Source organism: Sphingobacterium sp. BIGb0116 (assembly GCF_024808035.1).
Taxonomy (GTDB): Bacteria; Bacteroidota; Bacteroidia; order Sphingobacteriales; family Sphingobacteriaceae; genus Sphingobacterium; species Sphingobacterium paramultivorum.
Genome location: NZ_JANUDT010000002.1, coordinates 1 through 19,173, shown reverse-complemented (window position 1 = coordinate 19,173; position 19,173 = coordinate 1). Strand labels below are relative to the sequence as shown.

17 protein-coding genes are annotated in these 19,173 nt (G+C 38.7%); 10 read left to right on the top strand and 7 right to left on the bottom strand.

The window, feature by feature from the left end; translation table 11 throughout:
• Positions 1-47: 47 nt before the first annotated feature.
• The 5 genes from M2419_RS06355 (at position 48) to M2419_RS06335 (ending at position 3,571) form a co-directional block, all read left to right on the top strand.
• Positions 48-434 (top strand): hypothetical protein, encoded by a 387-nt coding sequence (locus tag M2419_RS06355; RefSeq protein WP_259254557.1) that lies wholly within the window; start codon positions 48-50, stop codon positions 432-434.
• An 84-nt stretch (positions 435-518) separates the two neighbouring features.
• Complete coding sequence (locus M2419_RS06350; protein WP_259254556.1) at positions 519-1,526, top strand: AraC family transcriptional regulator; 1,008 nt, start codon at positions 519-521, stop codon at positions 1,524-1,526.
• A gap of 35 nt (positions 1,527-1,561) precedes the next feature.
• Positions 1,562-2,242 carry a hypothetical protein gene (locus M2419_RS06345; RefSeq protein WP_259254554.1) on the top strand — a complete coding sequence of 227 codons (681 nt, stop codon included), beginning with the start codon at positions 1,562-1,564 and terminating at the stop codon, positions 2,240-2,242.
• Positions 2,243-2,432: 190 nt separating this feature from the next.
• Positions 2,433-3,047, top strand: coding sequence for a MauE/DoxX family redox-associated membrane protein (locus M2419_RS06340; protein WP_259254553.1), 615 nt, complete (start codon positions 2,433-2,435; stop codon positions 3,045-3,047).
• A gap of 47 nt (positions 3,048-3,094) precedes the next feature.
• On the top strand, positions 3,095-3,571 hold the full coding sequence (locus tag M2419_RS06335; protein WP_259254552.1) for a hypothetical protein: 477 nt from the start codon (positions 3,095-3,097) through the stop codon (positions 3,569-3,571).
• Between the two features lie 55 nt (positions 3,572-3,626).
• On the opposite strand, the gene M2419_RS06330 is transcribed toward M2419_RS06335, so the two are convergent.
• The 4 genes from M2419_RS06330 to M2419_RS06315 are packed head-to-tail and all read right to left on the bottom strand — an operon-like array spanning position 3,627 to position 9,999.
• Positions 3,627-4,988, bottom strand: coding sequence for a RagB/SusD family nutrient uptake outer membrane protein (locus tag M2419_RS06330; protein ID WP_259254551.1), 1,362 nt, complete (start codon positions 4,986-4,988; stop codon positions 3,627-3,629).
• A gap of 10 nt (positions 4,989-4,998) precedes the next feature.
• Positions 4,999-8,199, bottom strand: a complete 3,201-nt coding sequence (locus M2419_RS06325; RefSeq protein ID WP_259254550.1) for a SusC/RagA family TonB-linked outer membrane protein — start codon at positions 8,197-8,199, stop codon at positions 4,999-5,001.
• A gap of 18 nt (positions 8,200-8,217) precedes the next feature.
• The gene (locus tag M2419_RS06320; RefSeq protein WP_259254549.1) at positions 8,218-9,606 is read right to left on the bottom strand and encodes a TlpA disulfide reductase family protein; all 1,389 of its coding nucleotides are present in this window, start codon (positions 9,604-9,606) and stop codon (positions 8,218-8,220) included.
• A gap of 18 nt (positions 9,607-9,624) precedes the next feature.
• On the bottom strand, positions 9,625-9,999 hold the full coding sequence (locus tag M2419_RS06315) for a hypothetical protein (RefSeq protein ID WP_259254548.1): 375 nt from the start codon (positions 9,997-9,999) through the stop codon (positions 9,625-9,627).
• A gap of 966 nt (positions 10,000-10,965) precedes the next feature.
• Here M2419_RS06315 and M2419_RS06310 point away from each other — a divergent pair.
• From M2419_RS06310 to M2419_RS06290, 5 genes are all read left to right on the top strand, one after another.
• Positions 10,966-11,346 carry a helix-turn-helix transcriptional regulator gene (locus M2419_RS06310; RefSeq protein ID WP_259254547.1) on the top strand — a complete coding sequence of 127 codons (381 nt, stop codon included), beginning with the start codon at positions 10,966-10,968 and terminating at the stop codon, positions 11,344-11,346.
• A gap of 586 nt (positions 11,347-11,932) precedes the next feature.
• Positions 11,933-12,325, top strand: coding sequence for a hypothetical protein (locus M2419_RS06305; protein WP_259254546.1), 393 nt, complete (start codon positions 11,933-11,935; stop codon positions 12,323-12,325).
• Between the two features lie 455 nt (positions 12,326-12,780).
• Positions 12,781-13,020, top strand: coding sequence for a DUF4177 domain-containing protein (locus M2419_RS06300; RefSeq protein ID WP_259254545.1), 240 nt, complete (start codon positions 12,781-12,783; stop codon positions 13,018-13,020).
• A gap of 78 nt (positions 13,021-13,098) precedes the next feature.
• Entirely contained in the window at positions 13,099-14,373 is a 1,275-nt protein-coding gene (locus tag M2419_RS06295) for a DUF6161 domain-containing protein (RefSeq protein ID WP_259254544.1), read from the top strand.
• Between the two features lie 72 nt (positions 14,374-14,445).
• The gene (locus M2419_RS06290) at positions 14,446-15,486 is read left to right on the top strand and encodes a hypothetical protein (protein ID WP_259254542.1); all 1,041 of its coding nucleotides are present in this window, start codon (positions 14,446-14,448) and stop codon (positions 15,484-15,486) included.
• Between the two features lie 406 nt (positions 15,487-15,892).
• On the opposite strand, the gene M2419_RS06285 is transcribed toward M2419_RS06290, so the two are convergent.
• The 3 genes from M2419_RS06285 to M2419_RS06275 all read right to left on the bottom strand — a co-directional run bounded on the left by M2419_RS06285 (position 15,893) and on the right by M2419_RS06275 (position 18,774).
• Positions 15,893-17,704 (bottom strand): AAA family ATPase, encoded by a 1,812-nt coding sequence (locus M2419_RS06285; protein WP_259254541.1) that lies wholly within the window; start codon positions 17,702-17,704, stop codon positions 15,893-15,895.
• Positions 17,705-18,052: 348 nt separating this feature from the next.
• Positions 18,053-18,499, bottom strand: a complete 447-nt coding sequence (locus M2419_RS06280; protein WP_259254540.1) for a DDE-type integrase/transposase/recombinase — start codon at positions 18,497-18,499, stop codon at positions 18,053-18,055.
• Positions 18,496-18,774, bottom strand: coding sequence for a hypothetical protein (locus M2419_RS06275; protein WP_259254539.1), 279 nt, complete (start codon positions 18,772-18,774; stop codon positions 18,496-18,498). Before M2419_RS06275 ends, M2419_RS06280 begins: the two co-directional genes overlap by 4 nt.
• Positions 18,775-19,173 lie beyond the last annotated feature (399 nt).

Below are 19,173 nucleotides of genomic sequence, written 5' to 3'. Positions count from 1 at the left end.
TGCTAATTTGATCTATTTAAATAAATATTTGCAGAAACACAATTTGTATGAAAGAGAACTTTGACAATGCAGGTGTGGCGCAAAAAGTAGCCACGCTTCTTGCGCTACCCTTAGCGGAGCGCGCGCTAGAGATGCAACTTCTAAAAGACGATTTTGCAGCCTGGATGGAACAAAATTTTAACCTCGATCCCCATCAGGTAATACAGCTCTACAATTTTCCCAATGGGTTTCGGAAACAACTTGGCACGGCTATCAGTAATTATCTCATGCAGGGCAACGTACTTCAATTTCAAAAAGAAGACAAGGGTGATGATGATGATCCAGAATTTAAGGAGCTCATGGTTCACGGCCTCGATGAATGGCAGGATGGTGTGGCGACAATGATGTTCACTCCCCTGTTTATCCGGATTTCCTACACCGGTCCGCAGCAGTAATCCAACCCTACGTTATCCAAAAACCATTTCCCCCGATCATACCGAAATCCTGACCGGGGGGATTATATTGACCTATACCCCATTATGAAGAAAATATTACAGATCGATCTCGCAAAGGTATTTGGCGATCCACACAGTCCAAGAACTGATTCGCTCAAGCCGCGAATAAGCATGTCCAATGCAGAGTATCAACATTACGAAAACCGAAATGGGCAGGCCTGCCTGCAGCAGTTTGACGGCATGCTCGGCTACATCAATATATTGGATCTGCACCTGCCTGCCGATATTGTCATTCCTGTACAAGTGACGCGTTTGGATATGCATATCTTTTATCTCTTCACAGAAGATCGTGCTATTCAGATCAGGGATGTCCAGAAGCGGATCAGTTACAGCATCTCTTGCAATCGCGGCCGCTACTTCTACTTAACCAGAAGTGATTATGAAATCCGTGTTCCTGCCGGAAGGTATACCCTCGTTAACTTTTATTTCCGCGGCAGTATTTTCCGCGATGGCAACGAGCGTCCCTTCCAGTTTCTTCACCCCTTGATCCATGCCTATCGAAAACAAGATCCGAATTCATGGTGCAGCATCGATTTCCGTGCTGGCATCAGGACTATTTCACTGATGAAAACCATTGCGTCAAAAATCAAGAAAGGCGACCTCGACAGTGAGGTCAATATCCTCTGGGGTATCAAAAAACTGATCCAGCTATCGAAGGAAAAGATCTTTGAAGAATATGACAAGATTTCGGAATCCCAAATCAAATCCAAAGAAGCCCATGCAGCCATTAAGCAGGCAGTAGCCGAGCATGGCCAGGATTTTAAACTAGAAGATATTGCCTGGCAGCTCGGGATCAGTATGGACTATCTGCATCAGCTTATACAACTTTACTATGGACAGAGTCCCCAAGAGCTGAAGGTAGAATTTATGCTGGATCTCGCCAAGAAATATATTGTAGACGGTATGCGTACCGATGAAATCGCCTATGAACTGGGCTATGCGTCACCAAGCAGTTTTGCACGCTTTTTTAAAAAGAAAACGGGCATGACCGCGAAGGAGTTTTTTAAGCGGTATACCCAAGACTATTTATAAAATTTATTATTAAATTAACCTAGTAACCTAAAAACATGAAACAAATCATTCAAAAAACCGGAAAATTCTTCAGAGCGATCGGACAACTTTTTGTAGCTGAGCCAGCTGACAAAAGCATGATTATTGCGAGAAAAGTCTGTGGAAAATATAGAGCCTGGAAATATGGCCCGCTACGTATTTGTATCGAGATGGCCGCCTCCTATTTCCCTGAAAATTATCAGCTTGATGAAGAGGTACTCAAGGCAGCAAATGCTGCTGGCAACATTTATTCTCCAAAGGCTATGCTTTATTATCTGTTGTCCCATGCGAGAAAGATAGCGGCACCACGGCAGCCATTACCCATTAAAACGAGCTATAGCTATGTGGCCTGGCAGATGATCAATCTATCAAAAGTGGATATTGTGACAACCCTCACCAAACACCCACGTTTAATAGAAATTCGTGAGGAAACGCTGGAACTGTCTGCTGCTAAAGCCGAGATACTGATCTTGAGCAGCGGCGGTGATTATCTTGAAGTAAATCATCTTCTTTCGAAGATTGACCTGACACATAAATATGTAATTATCTGTTCTGTTTTTGAAGAAGCCTTTATACGCCATCATATTCTTTACAGGGTAGACCGGAAAATTACGCCAAATTTTAAAAGCGAAAACGAATATCTGGCATTCATTGACGAGATTATCCAAGAAGCCACCACAATACCTTTGAAAATTTAACCGTAGCATCCCCTCCCGAGGGGATTTTTTATTGCTATACCCTTTCATTATTCCAAACCTGTATATACTACTCTCCAGATTCAGTCAAGTTGACCTGCTTTTTACTCGCGAACTTTGGTACAAGATGATCGCGGAAAACGGAAGCAAGAGCGGGCAAGGAAATAGTCGCGGTAGATAAATCGTTAATAACATGAAAAGAGCTGAAATATACCATTGGACTTATCAACTATTAAGATGCGGAATGATCTTCTTCTGGCTCTATGTTGGCATGGACAAGATATGGATCCATGATGCATTTGAGCTCTCGCTGGTTCATCAACCAATTATCGGCGTCTTTGCGCCTGTCCTTTCCTGGTTGATGCCTATGCTGGAAATCTCTTTGGCCATCTTACTTTTTATGCCGCTTAAGAAACTGGAATATCTAGGCTGGTCAGTATCCCTTCTTTTGATTCTTATTTTCAGCATCTATATCGCCTTGGGTGTATTCGGCGTACTAAAAGATGCGCCTTGCATGTGCAGCAGCTTTTTGACCAACGTCAATCGGATCACACACCTCTGGATAAACGCGCTGTTATTTATGCTATCCCTTGTAGGATTTTTTCTCAGCAGTAAACCGTCACACAAAATAGCTCAAAACACTCAAAATAAGCAACATAAAAACAGAATAAATCTGTTCCTCCTATTTTTTATTGTTATCGTCATTGGTCATGTCCAAGCGCTGTTGAGAGGAAAGTCGAAGAATGCTTTCGACTACCCGATGCAGGGCGCCCCGTTCCCGAGCGAGCTTGTAGAGGGGTTACAGTAATTCGGCTACAGCATAGGATAACCAGACCGTAGTTTCAGAAAAAAGCTATGGTAAATTATAAACACAAATTGTCGCAGACCAAAAAGTATTTAAAAAAGAAAAATAACAGCGGTCTGCTGTACAGAAAGGAGGATAGTCATATGACTAGTATCTTCAATCGCAAAGGCTACATGATGTTAGCGATAGCCTTCGCAGTATGTTTCAATGGCGCAAAAGCTGTTGAAAAATTATCCAGCAAATCGTTTGCCAGCGTGATGCTTTACTTCCATGGTGATTCTTCGGATCCGTCACAAGTACAGGATGAGTCCAATTGGACAACTACACCTAACGGTCAAGATTGTAATGGGGACAGTAAAGCTTGTGCGCAAGAGGTCGATTCCAGTGATTTAACATCTACCGGACAATTGGACCCTGCCAAAATTCAACTTGGTGCACAAGAAAGCAGTCCTTCTTCCAACGAATATATTCCGACCAGAACTGGTGGTAGTAGCACGACACCATTTAATCCGATCAACAGAGATTAATTTCTGATTTGCAAATATTTTCACATTGAACGGCCCCATTTCGGGGCCGTATTGGTTATTTCGGATTCTGCGGCATACCCGTTTCCAGTATAATATCATAGGGTAATGGTAGGGCAAAACGATTTTCGTTGGGTTTGAGTGTATATTCCTGTCCGGCTAAACTGCGTACGATTGAAATATTTGATTGCTCTAGGTTCAGCCGCTTGATATCCATCCAGCGCAGTCCCCTAAATAGGAGTTCCTTCCGCCGCTCATTCAGCACCAGCTCCAAAGCACTCTTCGGGTCGCTAAGCTCATAAGATTTGAAACTGCCAGTCTTATATCGTGTCAACAACAGCCTGTTCAGCAACGCGATGCCATCATTCACTCGCCCCGACCGTACAAGACTTTCTGCCTGCATCAGTAATACCTCATCGGTAGCAATACCAGCAAAAAGTATTTCTGCCGGGTTGTAATTCCCCTTGAAGTTGATTACTCCGGCTCCATTATCCTTAAAATACAACACTTTTCGCAGATCATTCCCATCATAGGTCTTGTATACAGCTGGATCTACAAACGCCCGTGCGGAAGCCAAATAGCTTACACTCAACTCCTGGTAGAAGTCAATTTCCTTATTGAATTTTGGAAATGGATAGGTAGCACTCTGATTTACCTGGTCACTATCATTGAAGTCTATCAGCTCACTTCGGTGTTCCAAGAAAAGCTTACTGTACTTACCGACCATCACATAATTGCGTTTCGACAGAAAATAACGGGCAAGCATACCATAAGCACTTGATTTCCCAGGTCTGTTAACATGTATTGCTATGCTAGGCAATAGCTCTGCAGCTTGCAATAGGTCGGCTTCTACCCTTTCATAACATTGTTTAACGGAGCTACGGACGGACTTTTTGTTAAAGTCTGCCGATTCACGAAGCACGATGCCCAAATCGGAATCTGCAGTGGATTCATTAAAGGCTTTGGCGTATGTCCAGAGTAAATTCAAATATTGGCTCGCACGGAAGAACAATGCCGATCCCAATACCTGATCATATTGCTGGGCATTTTCCGCGGTACGGCCAATTTTCTTCAATAAATCAAGCACAAGATTACTGTTGTAAACGACCGTATACCCTTTTGCCCAGTCGTTGTCATAATAGTATTCGTAATTGTCCCAAATATAGTTTCGTCTGTATTGTTCTTGCAGACTGTTGAACTGTGTCTCCGTGAGTGCGTAGTTGTCAGAAGCCGCCTCGCTCATTGAGGAGAGACTGGCATTCATACTCTGTGCATTGTCCAATATACGTTGTAAATCTTCTAAGGTACGTGGCACCACCATTGAAGCGTTTGCTTTTTCTTCCAGAAATTTGTTACAGGATGAGGTTATCATGATCGTCATCAGTCCCAGTAAAAACACATAATATTTTATCTTTTTCATCGCTAATCGTTTAATAATCTAGTTTTAATCCCAGTGCGTAATTTTTTGTGGGTGCTATGCGATACGGAAACTCCGGATCAATATGTTCCTTGTTTGCTCGCCATAAAATACCCAGGTTAGATACATTGCCGTAAATCTGTAGCTGCACGGTCTTGTTATTTATTTTTAGGGAATTCCGCCAGGAGAAATTGATATATTCTAAACGGATATGATCAGCTTTGAGCACGTTGATATCCGCACTGCCATAGAAACTGTCCGCGGTGGATATGACCGGATAAAACAAGGCTGGTACAGCAGTCGTCAGCTCATCACCCTGCTTTTGCCATCGACGCTCAAAGTCGGGATAAGCTGTGCCCGTGGAAAATAAAGTCGTATAAGAAGTAACGGGTTTGCGGAAATAATAATCTCCAGCGTAGCTGATATTAAACGAAAGATCAAAAGAACGCCAAGCAAAAGTGTTTGCGAGGTTACCAAACACCTGTGGTTTTGACGACCCGATAAAGGCCATACTTTCCGAATTCAGTGGATTCTTTGCAATACTGGCACGGATCGCACTATAGTTTGCCGACGGTTGGCCGTCCAGTAGTCCCAAGCCCTGCCCCTTGCTATCTACACCCATCCATTTATAGGCCGAAAGACCATTGAGCGGATAGCCTTCCATTGGCGTGATTCCGTAACCATTGCTGATGAATGTATTTAGTGTATTTGGTGTGGTCGAGTAATACTTTGTTGTTTTATTTTTGTTGAAACTCAGGGTCAGCCGTGATTTCCATTGGATCACACCATCAAGGTTTACCGTGTTCAGGGATAGATCCAGACCACGGCCATTCATGGCAGCAATATTTTTAGTGATCGTACCTTGGTATCCCCATGATGTATAATCATAATTAGATAAACCATATAAATCCCCTCCATTTTTATTGTACCAGTCGATTGAGCCCGATATGCGGCGATTAAAAAGCGCGTAATCCAGCCCGATGTTTAGTGTACCTATTTTCTCCCAACGGAGCGAGGGGTCGTTTAATGAAGAGATAATGATTATCGGCAGATTTGAGTTTCGATCCACCGATACACCGCCCACGGGATCTTTGGTCTTGCGGAGATCCACATTACCACTATAGCCGTAGGTAGCGCGCAATTTCAGCTGATCGATTAGATGTGCTTGAAGAAACTTTTCCTTACCCAATTCCCAAAATAGTCCCGTAGACCAAAGTGGCGACCATTTGTCATTGGTGGTGGCCCCAAAAACATTGGCACCGTCTTTCCGAAACGAACCCGATACCCCATACCTATCCCGCCAGATATAACTTAGATTCGCATATTGCGAAACAAAGCGGTTTACCTGCTTGAGAAAAGAAGGCGCTCCGACCAAGTTCATATTGATGTTTGTAGGGTTGATGGGATAAGTATTGACATAGTCTACGGGTACAGTCAATAGAGGGTCTTCCGTATACCCATAGGCCGTTTGGCTGTTCTCCTTGTACAAGCGCTCGCGCATTTCAGCACCGATTACGCCGAGTACACGATGCTCCGGCCATGATTTATTCAGGTTCAGCTGCCCTCTTAATGTATAGGACGATCCCGTCCCATTGTTTGTGCGCAATATGCCCCCTTTAGGCACATTATATTTCACTGATCCGGTATTCTTATCTACCTGCATGTACTGGTTGATCGTTCTTCGTGCGATATAGCTGTCGCTATTATCCAGTCCTTCGGCAATGACCTGTTGATTTTGATACTGTCCAGCCAAAGAGGCTGTCAGGTAAGAGGTCAATTTATAATTCAAAGCGAGGTTGCTATACAGCTCACGCAATTTATTTGTGGTCTGCGAATTTCTATAGTCGGACAAAGGGTAATAATTCCAGTCGAGAAAACCATTTGAATAATTTTGATCGAGATACAGCTTACGATATTCCCTTTCAAAAGGAATTTGTTCCCCATCCGGTCCATAGAAGCTCAGGTAGGGAACTGCTTTACCTGAATTGACAAAGGAGCTGAATGCCGGTTTGCCCGATCGCATCAACTGATCGGTAAATAATACCGAGAGATCTATCTGTATCTTCTCTGTCGGTCTAAAACTATTGTTGAGCTGTAGGTTTAGCTTTCTCGTCTTTGCTGCCAATTCGGTACTTGCATGCGTATAGCCCACACCAAAATTATACGAATTGCTTTGTCCACCCCCACTGATATTTAAAGCATACTGCTGAGTGACCGCATTGGACACAAAATTGTCCATATAATTTTGAGCTCCATTTTGTCTTCTGTAAAAATTGTCCCATTTTGTCGAATCCGCTACGGAAATCAAACCTTTCGCCCGCTTGTCCAAAAGATCGACAAAGGGTGTCATGGCAACATATTTCAAAGTATTGATGTTAAAATTGAAATATCCTTTATCGTACAGCATCTTTTCAATATCCATGAAAGTGCCATTGTCCATTTTATATAGATCCGTATAAGGCGACTTTTCCTGCAGCATGAAGGTGGAATTAAAAGATACACGGGCACTTTCGTTAAGCCGCCCTTTTTTGGATGTTATCACAATAACTCCATTGCCTGCACGTGCACCCCAAATGGCCGAGGCTGCTGCATCTTTCAAAATAGAGACCTGTTCGATGCTATTCGGATCGATATTGGCCATATCACCCTCATAGATAAATCCATCCAATACGATGAGTGGATCGAGATTTCCGTTGATCGTGCTCAATCCCCGGATCGAAATGTTCAATTTATTGAGGTCCGCATTTTTGACGGGATTATTGTCGTAGCGAAATGCAGGTACCACATTGCGCAGCCGCTGCAGGATATTTGTCCCCGTCTGTTCGTTCAAGGTCTTATTGGAGACGACATCTACCGCTCCCGTTATTTCATTGGGTTTCAGCACCTGATAACCCGTATTAACCGTGGCTTCTTCCAGATAATTGTCCTGTTGCGCCAATAGGATGACCTGTTGGGTTAGAAGCTGCTTGGTGGCTATAGTAAGGGTCTGATAGCCTAGGTAGCTAATGATTAATGAATCTGCTTCAGTATTCACTTGCATAGAAAATTTTCCGCCAACCGAACTCGCAGCCTGATTGTTCCTCCGCTGTTCTTTGATGGTGGCCCCCACAATAGGCGATTTATCCCGTTCGGAGAGAATGGTGCCCTTTACCCAAACTTTTTGCTGTGGTTTTGCTATGCCGATCAATAAAAAGGATAACAAAACCGATATCATATATTTTAACATTATCGTTTATTCAATAGGTTTATAAAAAAATGGATATTCGAGCAGGTTTTTACTTTTGCTAAGTATAAGCCCTTTCTCCGCCAGGAGACTGATCTTGCTTTCGTTATCCAAGTCATAAAAATTTGAAGGCAGCATGAGATCCACTTTAGGAGAATTTTTTCCCTCCACCAAGACAGGCCTATCCAATGTTGTACGGAGGAAATTAGCGACGCCAACGAGACCTGCATTCTGCATGATCAGCGCAGAGCTCCCCTCTTCGATAGAATGAATTCGCATACCGCCTTTGGACAAAATATTTTTATTGGAGGGATCAATTTTTAGGATATAGACATCCTGAAAACCAAATTTCAGTTTAATATCCACGCCAAAGTTATCGATCAATGCACGGCGAAAGGCCTGGTTGATGCTGTAGTTGTCTACCGAATCCTTGTTAAAATACTGATACCAGAAATAGGTATTCGGATCGTTCAGCAGCTTTTTAAATTCGGGCGGCACCGAACTGTGGAAGACGTAGGTACCATATATTTTATCTTTGAACACATCCGAGAAAGCATTTTGATACATGGATCTTACACTAGCGTTTCCCGTTTGCAATAATGTCTGCCCGTTCTTATAGTGAACATTCGGATATATGCCGTTGTAGTTTACTTTATATCGCGCTATTGTGGAGGTATAGCTCAGTCCTACTGTATCGATCAATAAGGGCATATCGACATGGTCGATCACCTTATTAAGAATATTCTTTTCGCTTTCGTAGGGCAGCTTTCCCGTCTTGAGCATAGTTTTTATATGCTGTTCGGACAGGCTCGCTGAGGAATTGGTCCCTATAAATATACCAGCCTTGTTGATGATGGCTATGCGTGGCAATGTATTGTGTTCAATCAGTGTGGTAAACACCGTATCATCTAGTATGGTCGGCAAGATCGGCGTATAGTTAAAATCAAGTCTGTATTTTTCAAATCTTGTTTTTATACGCTTTGCTGTATCTTTATTTCGCTTGCTATTCACCAGTAAAACGATCACATCATCTTTAAAGCGTTGCTGATAGAGCTCCATTTTGGGGATTCCTTCGATACAGGAAGCGCAGCCGGTGGACCAAAAATCCAGTATGATCAGCTTATTTCTATAATCAGCCAGCTTTACTGTCTTTTTCTTGCCGTCAAAATAATTAAGTTCCAATGGCATATCCCACACAGCATCAGGTATAGGCTCACCTGGATTGAGTGCGGTTAGTCCATTGAGCCCTTTCGCCCCGCTGTCCTTGCGGGGCGTCTGAGCCGATAAACTAAACATAGAAACTAGTATGAATAAGATTACAAGTAGTGTAATCTGTATAACTGGAATATTCACTACCTTATCCAATAAGGCCGAAAATGATTTTGATATTTTTATCATCTGCTTATGGATTAGGTATTATTCAGTAATTCTATTAAAGAAACTATGGATCCTTTGCTTGGCTTCCAGATCTGCGATTATCGCTTCTGCAGATTCTGCAAAGGCAAATGCTACCGCATCGATTTCGATTTTACGGAAGTGTACCAGGAAATAAGCCATTAGCACCCGGCACAGCTTCATCAAAAAAGCATGCATCTGCTTCGCATCCATAGCATCTTCCTGTACCGCACACTTTCTATAGTTTTGAAAGAGTGCCCATAGGTTTTCCTGACAGTCGGTGATTGTATGTTGGGACCAGAACTCCCGAATGGCATTTAATGGATCGTATCCATTGTCGTATATTTCATAACATGCTAGCTCAAAGGGTAGCAGGTTGTTTGATTTTTGGTTCATAATTTAGTTTCATCAAGTATGACAAGCCCTGAGGTGCTAGCTGAAATAAGGCCATAGCATCCCCCATCGCGATTTTTTCGCGTTAAAAAAGCTTGTCATTGCACAGGTCAAATGCGACCTATACGAAATGGACAAATAAGATTAAAAGTCCGAAAAGCGCCGAGATACAATTTCAAGGCATAAATTAGGGTTCATTATGGCGCTCCCTGCCGGAAAGAAGTAATTACCGACCTACAACACTATTGGATTGCAATAAAAACTATAGGTAAAAAGTTTGGACTGAATGAAAATTTGCTTAATTTTAAGGTGCAAATAATAAATCAAGCTGTATCATTGGCCAATATTACCTTTTAATACAATTATATTGATAAATAGGTCGGTGACAGGCGTATAAAGAGGGAAAATAAACTGAACAGGGTTCAGCTGTCTTTTCATTTTAAGGAAAGTCAACACCTCCCCTTTTAATTGCTCTTTTACAGCCTGTTTTAGATTGAGCGCAACCTATTCGGGTGCGCGGAATATGTTCTTTAAAAGTGATTTGCGGCAATACCTAGTCAATCTAACTTGGATCGATTGAGGGTATTGGATGGTGTTTGTTCGTTTCGTTCTCATAATCGTTTTTGGTTTTATGTCGAACGATGTTACTCTATTATTGCGGAGAATAAAAAAAGCAAGGGGTGACCGCACTTTAGATCTGAAGGTGACTAGCCTTTATTGTCTATGTCTACACGAGACACTTGACTCTACCCTCTAAAGTAAACGCGAATCACCCACATGCATTATAAAAGTATTACAAAAGTAACAAACTTTTTGAGCATGGGGCGATATCACGGTTCTCTCTGGGTAATTTAGTCGTTTACAGATAGAGAAAAACATCGTTAATCATGGCTAATTGCCGTGATCTTCATATCGCTAAAACAAAAATACAAATAACTGGAATATTATGCAAGTTTTTTAGGTTAAAATATGTCGAAGAAAATCAATAATATAAAGAAAGCTATCAAAGATTCTCCACTCCAAGTAGTAGCATTAGCTCTATACCTTGACGTGGATGACACGACAATAAGCAAATGGAATTCAAATACTGCTCAACCAAGTTTAAAAAGATTGGACGAAGTAGGTGAAATTCTAGAAGTAGATAACGTTGAACTAATTGAATCCATTCCAAGAAATTCTACTGGATTAGCTCAAGCTCTACAGAATGAGTATAAAAGATTGCTCAAAAGCGGTATGTCTATCAAAATTCAATCTCCCGATGACAATGGAGATTTAAAAGAGATTAATAATCCTGAATTTGTAAGAGCTCTTCAAAAGTTTGTTGCTGATTATAGGAACGAGAAATTATAACCTGCAACGGGATTAGAATATAGCCTAAAAGATTTTATGCCTGAAAAGCCTATTAATATCTAGTTGGATAACAGCATCAAGATTGAGTAAATTCGAAATCCCCAGTGTAGATATATACGGCGCATCTCGATTTTACAGAGCTTAACGAAAAAGAAATTATATGTTTGAAGTGGCGAAAACACATTACCTAAAAAAATCAATAAAAATATTCAGATTCTATGGAATAGGACTGTTGATTTCAATCCTCACAGTAACGTTATTAAGATCAGTAAATGAGAATTTTAAAATAGTTTATGAAGCGCTCGTAGCAATACCATATCTCATTACTTTAGTTTTAGCCCCACTTGGCTTATATTACAGTTGCAGGGCCTTTAAAGGCAAAGAAGAGCCCAGAAAAAAGCAGACAATGTTCTTAATGGGACATCTTTTCTTTTGTACGTTAATGATATTACTTTTCGCAGTAGTAATAAAGGATCTAGCTTCTCTAAACTGGCGATAGACTAATGGAGAGATTAATAGATAATGGTTCCCTGTCAGAAGCGAAATTACTTATTCGTCAAATTGAGAAAATAATTATATAATCATTATGAAGACAAGATTTATCACACTATTCTTGCTGTTGTATATAGCGAAATCTTTTGCACAAAATACATCTAGTCCACCTATTCAAATTAATTCTACGGATAGTACAGTTGGATACAAGCTTTTCCCTACACAAAATATGTTTACATTTATCAAATTGAATACAAGAAATGGACAAATGTGGCAAGTTCAATGGGATACAAGCAATAAAAACAGATCTGTAAGTACATTATCAGATACACTTTTAGTAGATAAGGATGAAGAAAAGAATGGCAGATTTTTTCTTTATCCAACTACTAATATTTTTAATTTTATTCTTCTCGATCAAATAGACGGTAGAATGTGGCAGGTCTCCTGGGGAAGAGAAAAGGACAGAATAGTGCTATTAATTGAGTAATCATGTATTTTTATTGTATTAATAACTAATATTCATTTTGAAACCATTAAATAAATGAAAAAAGTAATTGCTATATGCACACTCATCGTGCTCGCCTTATCTTTTCAAGATTTAAGTGCTCGAACAAAATATCCTGGGAAAAGACATACGACTAGTCATGGTGGAACATATAAAGGTGGTAAGGGCAGCTCTCATAAAGGAGGAACCTATAAGAACGCTAAAACAGGAAATCTATACGGTAGGCACAAATAAGAAAAGTAATTGACTCCACAGTTTATGGCGATTTTTTAATTAAAGTTATCATGCATAAATTATTATTAACCATATTTTTGTTTACCTGCTGTCTTGGAAAAAGCTAGGCACATTATAAAATAGACTCTCAAACCGAGCTACAAACAACCTTTTCCTATACTTATATCCGGGCGGAAGGTAAATTCCTATCGAAAAAACTAAAGGTGAAAGTTGACCTAGGAGATTCAGATGAACAGATCTCGGAAGGTAAAAAGCTATCCGAAATATTGACCAATAAAAAATCTTATGCCTCCATATTGAACTATATGTCTAAAATTGGTTATGAATTAGTAAATACATTCGATTTAACGGATAACTATAACGGCTCGGGCGGAACTTCTGGCATTATTTACATAATGAAAAGAGTTGAGGAACAAACGGTTCGAAATTGTCATACAGGCTAAATGATCAATTTGTTTTAGATAGATGCTTTCATTAAATTTATAAAGTAATACCAATGATATTAACCAAAAAACTTTTTTATGGCCTTACCTCTTCAAGAAGCTAGAGATTTAATAAGTAATTCCGTTTTTTTAGCGAGACTAAATGATCTAAATTGTACAATTTCTTATCCTTATCTAAATATTCAATTTGAATTAAAAGGATTTTATAATATATATAAGTATTTTTATGATCAGTTTGTAGGATGGGAAAAAATAAAAACAACAAGTCCAAATATATTACTTAATAGTAGCTACAACTATTTCAAAGATAGACTAGTCTCCTTACAGAATTTTATAAAGGTAGAACTTCAAAACCAAAACCAATCGGAAAGTTCAATAATTTTATTGTTTAATAGGGATATACTAGGTAGTATTAAAAATCTTAGGAATACCACGCCCTTTCCATTTGATTCACCTGAAGTCGACTTTTTAATATCTCTTAATTCGACAAATTCAAACCGTGTTGACGCGGCATACTACTATTTCATTGGTAGCAATCAATCTATTAATTCTACTCATGCGCTTGAAGGTACGATTATGGCTTATGAATTTCGTAACCAAGACAATTCTAACATCTTCAATCGACGAGTTAAAGAGAAAACCTCCTTCGATAGATTGCGCTCTAGATTTGAAGGATTGTCTAATAATTATGAAAATGAGCTAACAGCCCATATTTCCAAATTGAAACAGGATTTTAAAGTCCATACTGATGAACTTGACGAATTTAAAACGTCAAAAGAGAAATCAGTTGCGGACTGGTTTATTAGTGAAAAAGGAGCTATTGAAAAATTTAGAAAAGAATCTCAAGATAACATTGATAATATCCAGGCGAGTTATCGGAGTAAGGTCGAATTAGACGAGCCTATAAAACACTGGACCAAACGTGCTAGAGAATTGAGAGTAAAAGGTAATTGGTTGTTAATGGGAATTCTTTCCGTTTCATTAGTTTTTGCTTTTGCTGTATACTTATTATTGTGGCACACGCCAGCTGATCTTATGATATCTATATTCAATGGAGACAAAGGTGCTGCAGTACGTTGGTCTATAATTTTCGTGATTTTCGTGTCTATATTTTTTGTAGTGGCACGGGCATTATTAAAATTTATGTTCAGCAATTATCACCTAGCCCGCGATGCGGAAGAAAGAGAAAAACTCACATACTTATATTTATCAATGATCGAGAATGGAGCTCTTGATAAAGAAGAACGGAAAATCATTCTACAATCTCTTTTCAGCAGGTCCGATACAGGTTTGTTAAAAGAAGAGTCATCTCCCACTATGCCTAATATTTCAAGTTTGATTAGTAAACCTTAACTCATTTTCTAATCCTGCATAATGACAAAAAATAGTTTATGTTTTAAGTTAACCTTTTAGGGATAATTACAAATGAAAAGAATAATACTTACTATTAAAGAAAATTGGAAAGACCCTGTGTGGAGCAAAGTAATCGCTGCAGTAATTATTGCAATTGGGACTTTTATTTTAACTACTTTGTACTCACTAATAAAATCGCTAATTTCAGGACTTTCAATTGAAAATGTATTTAGTCAAGTATATGATTTCTTTATTAGTGACATAAGCATAAAAATTTGGATATTAATGATATTAGTATTTGCCTATTTAATTCTAATTTTCAAACCAATAATCACATTTTTAAATCAAATAGCTTCAAAATTTAAAAGTCCTAAAAAGGAAACAGGTGAAACTTTTCAAGAGCTCCCAAGAGCTACGGATCATTCTACCTCTTTGTTTCATATAAGAATGGCAGGAGCATTTCCTGGTGTTAGAGGAATTCAATGGTTTGACAATGCAAAGATAGCAACGAAAAGATTATCGATCCTTCTAAAAAAGCCATTAATGTATAGTAATGGTGCAATAGAAGCCGAAGGTGATCCTATTTGGTGGTTTAGAGGGGGCAGTGCGATGTTCATTGAGAAATTTGAATGTTTAGCATCGAAAAAAGTGTTAATAAATATTGATCAATTAAGCATTAAAAGAATTGCAGCTTATCAGGGAGAATCATATTTTAAGGATTTTGTTTACGTAGAAGTAGAAGCTGAAAATCAGACAGGCTTATATAATTTTTCAAAAGAGGACATACAACGGCATATAGATAGTTTTGGATATAGCTCGGAAGAATATGGATTAATAAGAAATCGATTGGGTTGGACAACTCCTATAAGAAGAGAGGATTATGATGACGGAGCAACAGTAATTCGTGGAGAGGTAAGAAATGCTCAAAACGCAAAATTACGTGTACGATACCTTTCAAAATATAATTTTATTATTGCGGCTAAGGGTTCACCTTATAACTCAAAGAAGTTTGACCGAGAATCAAAGAACTATCTTAACGGAATACTAAAAGGAGAAATCGAACCAAAAGATTTTTTTGAATTTTTAAAGTCATTTACAAAATATGAGCAATAACAAGAAATATCCGGCGGGGCCTTTTTCTACCTGTTCCGCTTTGCCTGCATTAAGATAGGCCTCCAGCTCGGCATCGGAAAAAAGGAGCAGTTCCGAAATACTGAATCCGCTGTCGGCGAACCGCTGCAAATAAACTGCACCTACGCGTAATAATGAATTATGGTTTCAGATATTACGTATATTTCAGTAGGCTATGATTTCAATTATCTTTCAATCATTACCGATGCTTATTTCAGAAAAATGATGGGCTACTGACTTCACCCTCAGCTCTCGGCTAAAGGAGCAATTAAAGCTCTGCAAATGGCACTGAAGGAAAAGCCGGCTCCAAATACCCTGATTCATCTTTCGGATCGAGTTGAGCAGTACTGTTCCTTCTATCAAACATTTTTAGAATGTCTTATTGTAGTCAATAACACTTTAATAATACATTTACTTTTTCAAATAGTGGTATAAACTCTTCAAAATAGCAAGGTTCTAAAGAACGTATATATTGGGAAAACTCCCTTTTTTTTCCGTTGAAAGTGTAATAACTTCCTCCCCCCAGTACTCTTTGCTCAGTAAAGAACTTCTCTCTAAGCAATTCAAAGTTCAAAAAAAGAGATTCTATTGTTAATTTAGATTCATTTTTAAAGGTGTCATTTCCGCCTTTAATAACTAAATCCATGATTAACTTTTTATTAGTTGTAGGTAAAAGAACTAAATAACCATTCGCATTATTATGTCTTGTAAGACACTTCGCTGGATCTTCTTCTATCAAATTAGCAAATTTTTTACGGTTCCAGTTTGCATAACCACTTTCATCAAAATCAAATAGCGCAATTAACGTTTTATGAGGAAATTGATGAAAAATTCCGTCAGGCAACTCGTCACCTTGATTAAATAGTGCGCCTAGAAAATTTGCGGAGAAACAATCCTGAATGTAAAAATTTCTATCTTTTGTTGGATATAATTTTTCCCAAGCAGTTTCTAAAATTATTTTATCGGTAATTCCTTCCGTGAATAAAATATGATTATCTGCGTTTTTAATATTATAGATAATCCCAAGACTACTCTCCTCAACCGTTACAGAAGTGATTCCATTTGTCAACTCTTCAATGGCAGATTTTCTATCTTCTTTAATTGGATAACCTAAAATTCGGTCCATTTTATAAATAGAATCATTTGGGGCTAATGCAATAGTTGAAGGTGAATGGGTTGTAATTATAACTTTTACTTTTTGTTCTTCGACTAAAACTTTTTGTATAACATCTAGAAAAAGCTGCGTTAATGACGGATGTAAATGGGCATCTGGTTCATCAAATAAAATTACCTGTGGAAATTGACCATTTCTGGATGCATGATATAATACAAATATCAATGCTATGATTGTTTTTTCACCTGATGATAACCCATCTAAATTAGCACTAGTCACTCCTAATTGATTGTCAACCAACTTGATTGAACTCGGATATTCCTCATTAGTGGATGGAACGAATTCTACTTTATACTTAAAGTTTGATTCACCAAGAATTTGATTAAATGTGTCCCAAGGGGCTGTAATACTTTCGGTTAAAAGCGGATAATATTTTTGTTTAAGATAAAATTGATGAAATAGTAAATCAAGAGCTGATGAAAAGATATTGGTCGGTATATTATAAAATATTAAAAAATCTATATAATTAATTTCAGATATTTCTTTTCCTGATTTTGAACTAACTTCTTTAAGCGCTTTAATCTGATATAATTGTGCCTTTTTTAAACTACTCTCTGAAAATCTTGAACTATCAGTTTGTAAACTTTTTACGAGTGAAACTATAGAATTATTTAACTCGGTAAGTTCATGTTCATCGCTTTCGAAAGATTTATTTCGAATAGTGCGATAACCGATGCATAATGGTTCCAATTGAGTCCATTCTTGCTTTATTTGATTGATAAGAGGCTCTTCACTTTGGAAATAGTTTTCATAATTTCTTAAACCTGGATACGAATAAACTATATTATTTAAGATATTTCCTTTTCTATCTATTAAAGGATGTAACATTTGAACATCATCAGGATTCATAGATGACATTCTTTCATTTTCATATTTTTCCCAATAGCCACCTGAATTTTCGTAAATATGACTTAATAGCTGTGTTTTTCCAGCGCCATTGCTACCAGTTAGGACAACAAAGTCCGGAAGTTCAATACCTAAATTTTCTTTTAAAATTCTATAATTAGTTGTAATATTTAAGATCATCGTAATGTATGCAGAATTTTTATAAAATAGTCCATAAGTTCCAACTTTACGCAATACGTCAATCCACTCCCTAATAATTTCGTAAAGCCATGCTAGTCACTAATATAAAAATTTATTTCATTATTGAATTCCTACCCTCTATTTCATTTGAAAATTATAGGGATTGCCGGACTTAAAAAGAATTAAAACTCAACGAACTTAAACATCCTTTAATATTTTCAATATGGTCACATTCTCCGCCATAAAATGATAATTGAATAAAATTTAAACAGGCTCTAAATTTAAACTGTCCTAATAAAATATTCCCGAAGTTGATTCAATAAGATAACCTTCCGTGTAAAATTTCCTTCACTCATGATGATGCTGAATTAATTGAATAACTCGGATTCTGTTAATGCTATTGGGATGCACCGCATGCTCAACCAGCGCATTGTCCTGTGGAGAGTAACTACGCGTTGGATTGATGACACTGTTATAATGGCGGGCAAAGTCCTTGAAGCTACGGTTGATGTCCGCTTCGTATCTGCTCGATCTATTGACTGCAGACTTTAGATTGTCGGACACTATCGCTTTGGGTGAGCCACCATAAAAACGAAGTGCAGCTGTGCAACAGGATCTCATATCTTCGCGCTTCTGGCTCCTGCATGCCTGGATATAGGTGTACTGGCTGCACGGCATTATGGCCACAAATACTTCTACGGCAATAGCTTTTCCCGTGTGTTTATCGATGATCTGCAGCGTCTTCCCGACAAAGTCTACGAACATTTCTTCGTCCGCAATATTTTGAAGTTTCATTGAAGCTTTTTCTTTTGGATACTTACGACGATAATGTTCGAGAAACTGCGTTTAGCTAGATGGCTCTGCGCCAGCTCAACATATTGCTGATAATGATACAGAAAGGTAAAGCCGGGATGATTCCGGGCCTTGTTGCCCCCCTCAAAGTAAAGCATGAGTTCATTGTGGCGGATAGCGTCCAGTGTCGTATGGAATGAAAACAGTTCGGATAAAACAGCGGTATCAAAACCCAGAAGCTCCTTGAATGAGTAGCCGCAGCCTGCAAACAGCTGCATATAGGTATTGACTGTATTGCGGGAAATACCGAGAACCGAACCTATTTTACGGTTACAGTAACCGTCCAGATGTAACGTGAGTATTTGTTTTCAGTCTATCGGATCAAGTCTGTTGGCCATATCGCTGTATTTAAAGCGACAAGGTAATTCTTTCTTGATCTTTTTAAAGTGGCACAATTCAAACCGTAAAAAACACGGATGGATGAGCGAAAATTAAACCACTAAAGTGGCATCATTTGAACCGTAATAGCTGGCACCATCCGGCGGTTCTTCATCAATTTTGGTGAATTAGGCTGATTTAGCAAGAACCATTTTTCTTAATAACTCAAAGCCTGCCTTCCCATACATTTTCCTTTTGATGTTTTTTATTCGGTTTACCTGGCCTTCAACTTGACCATT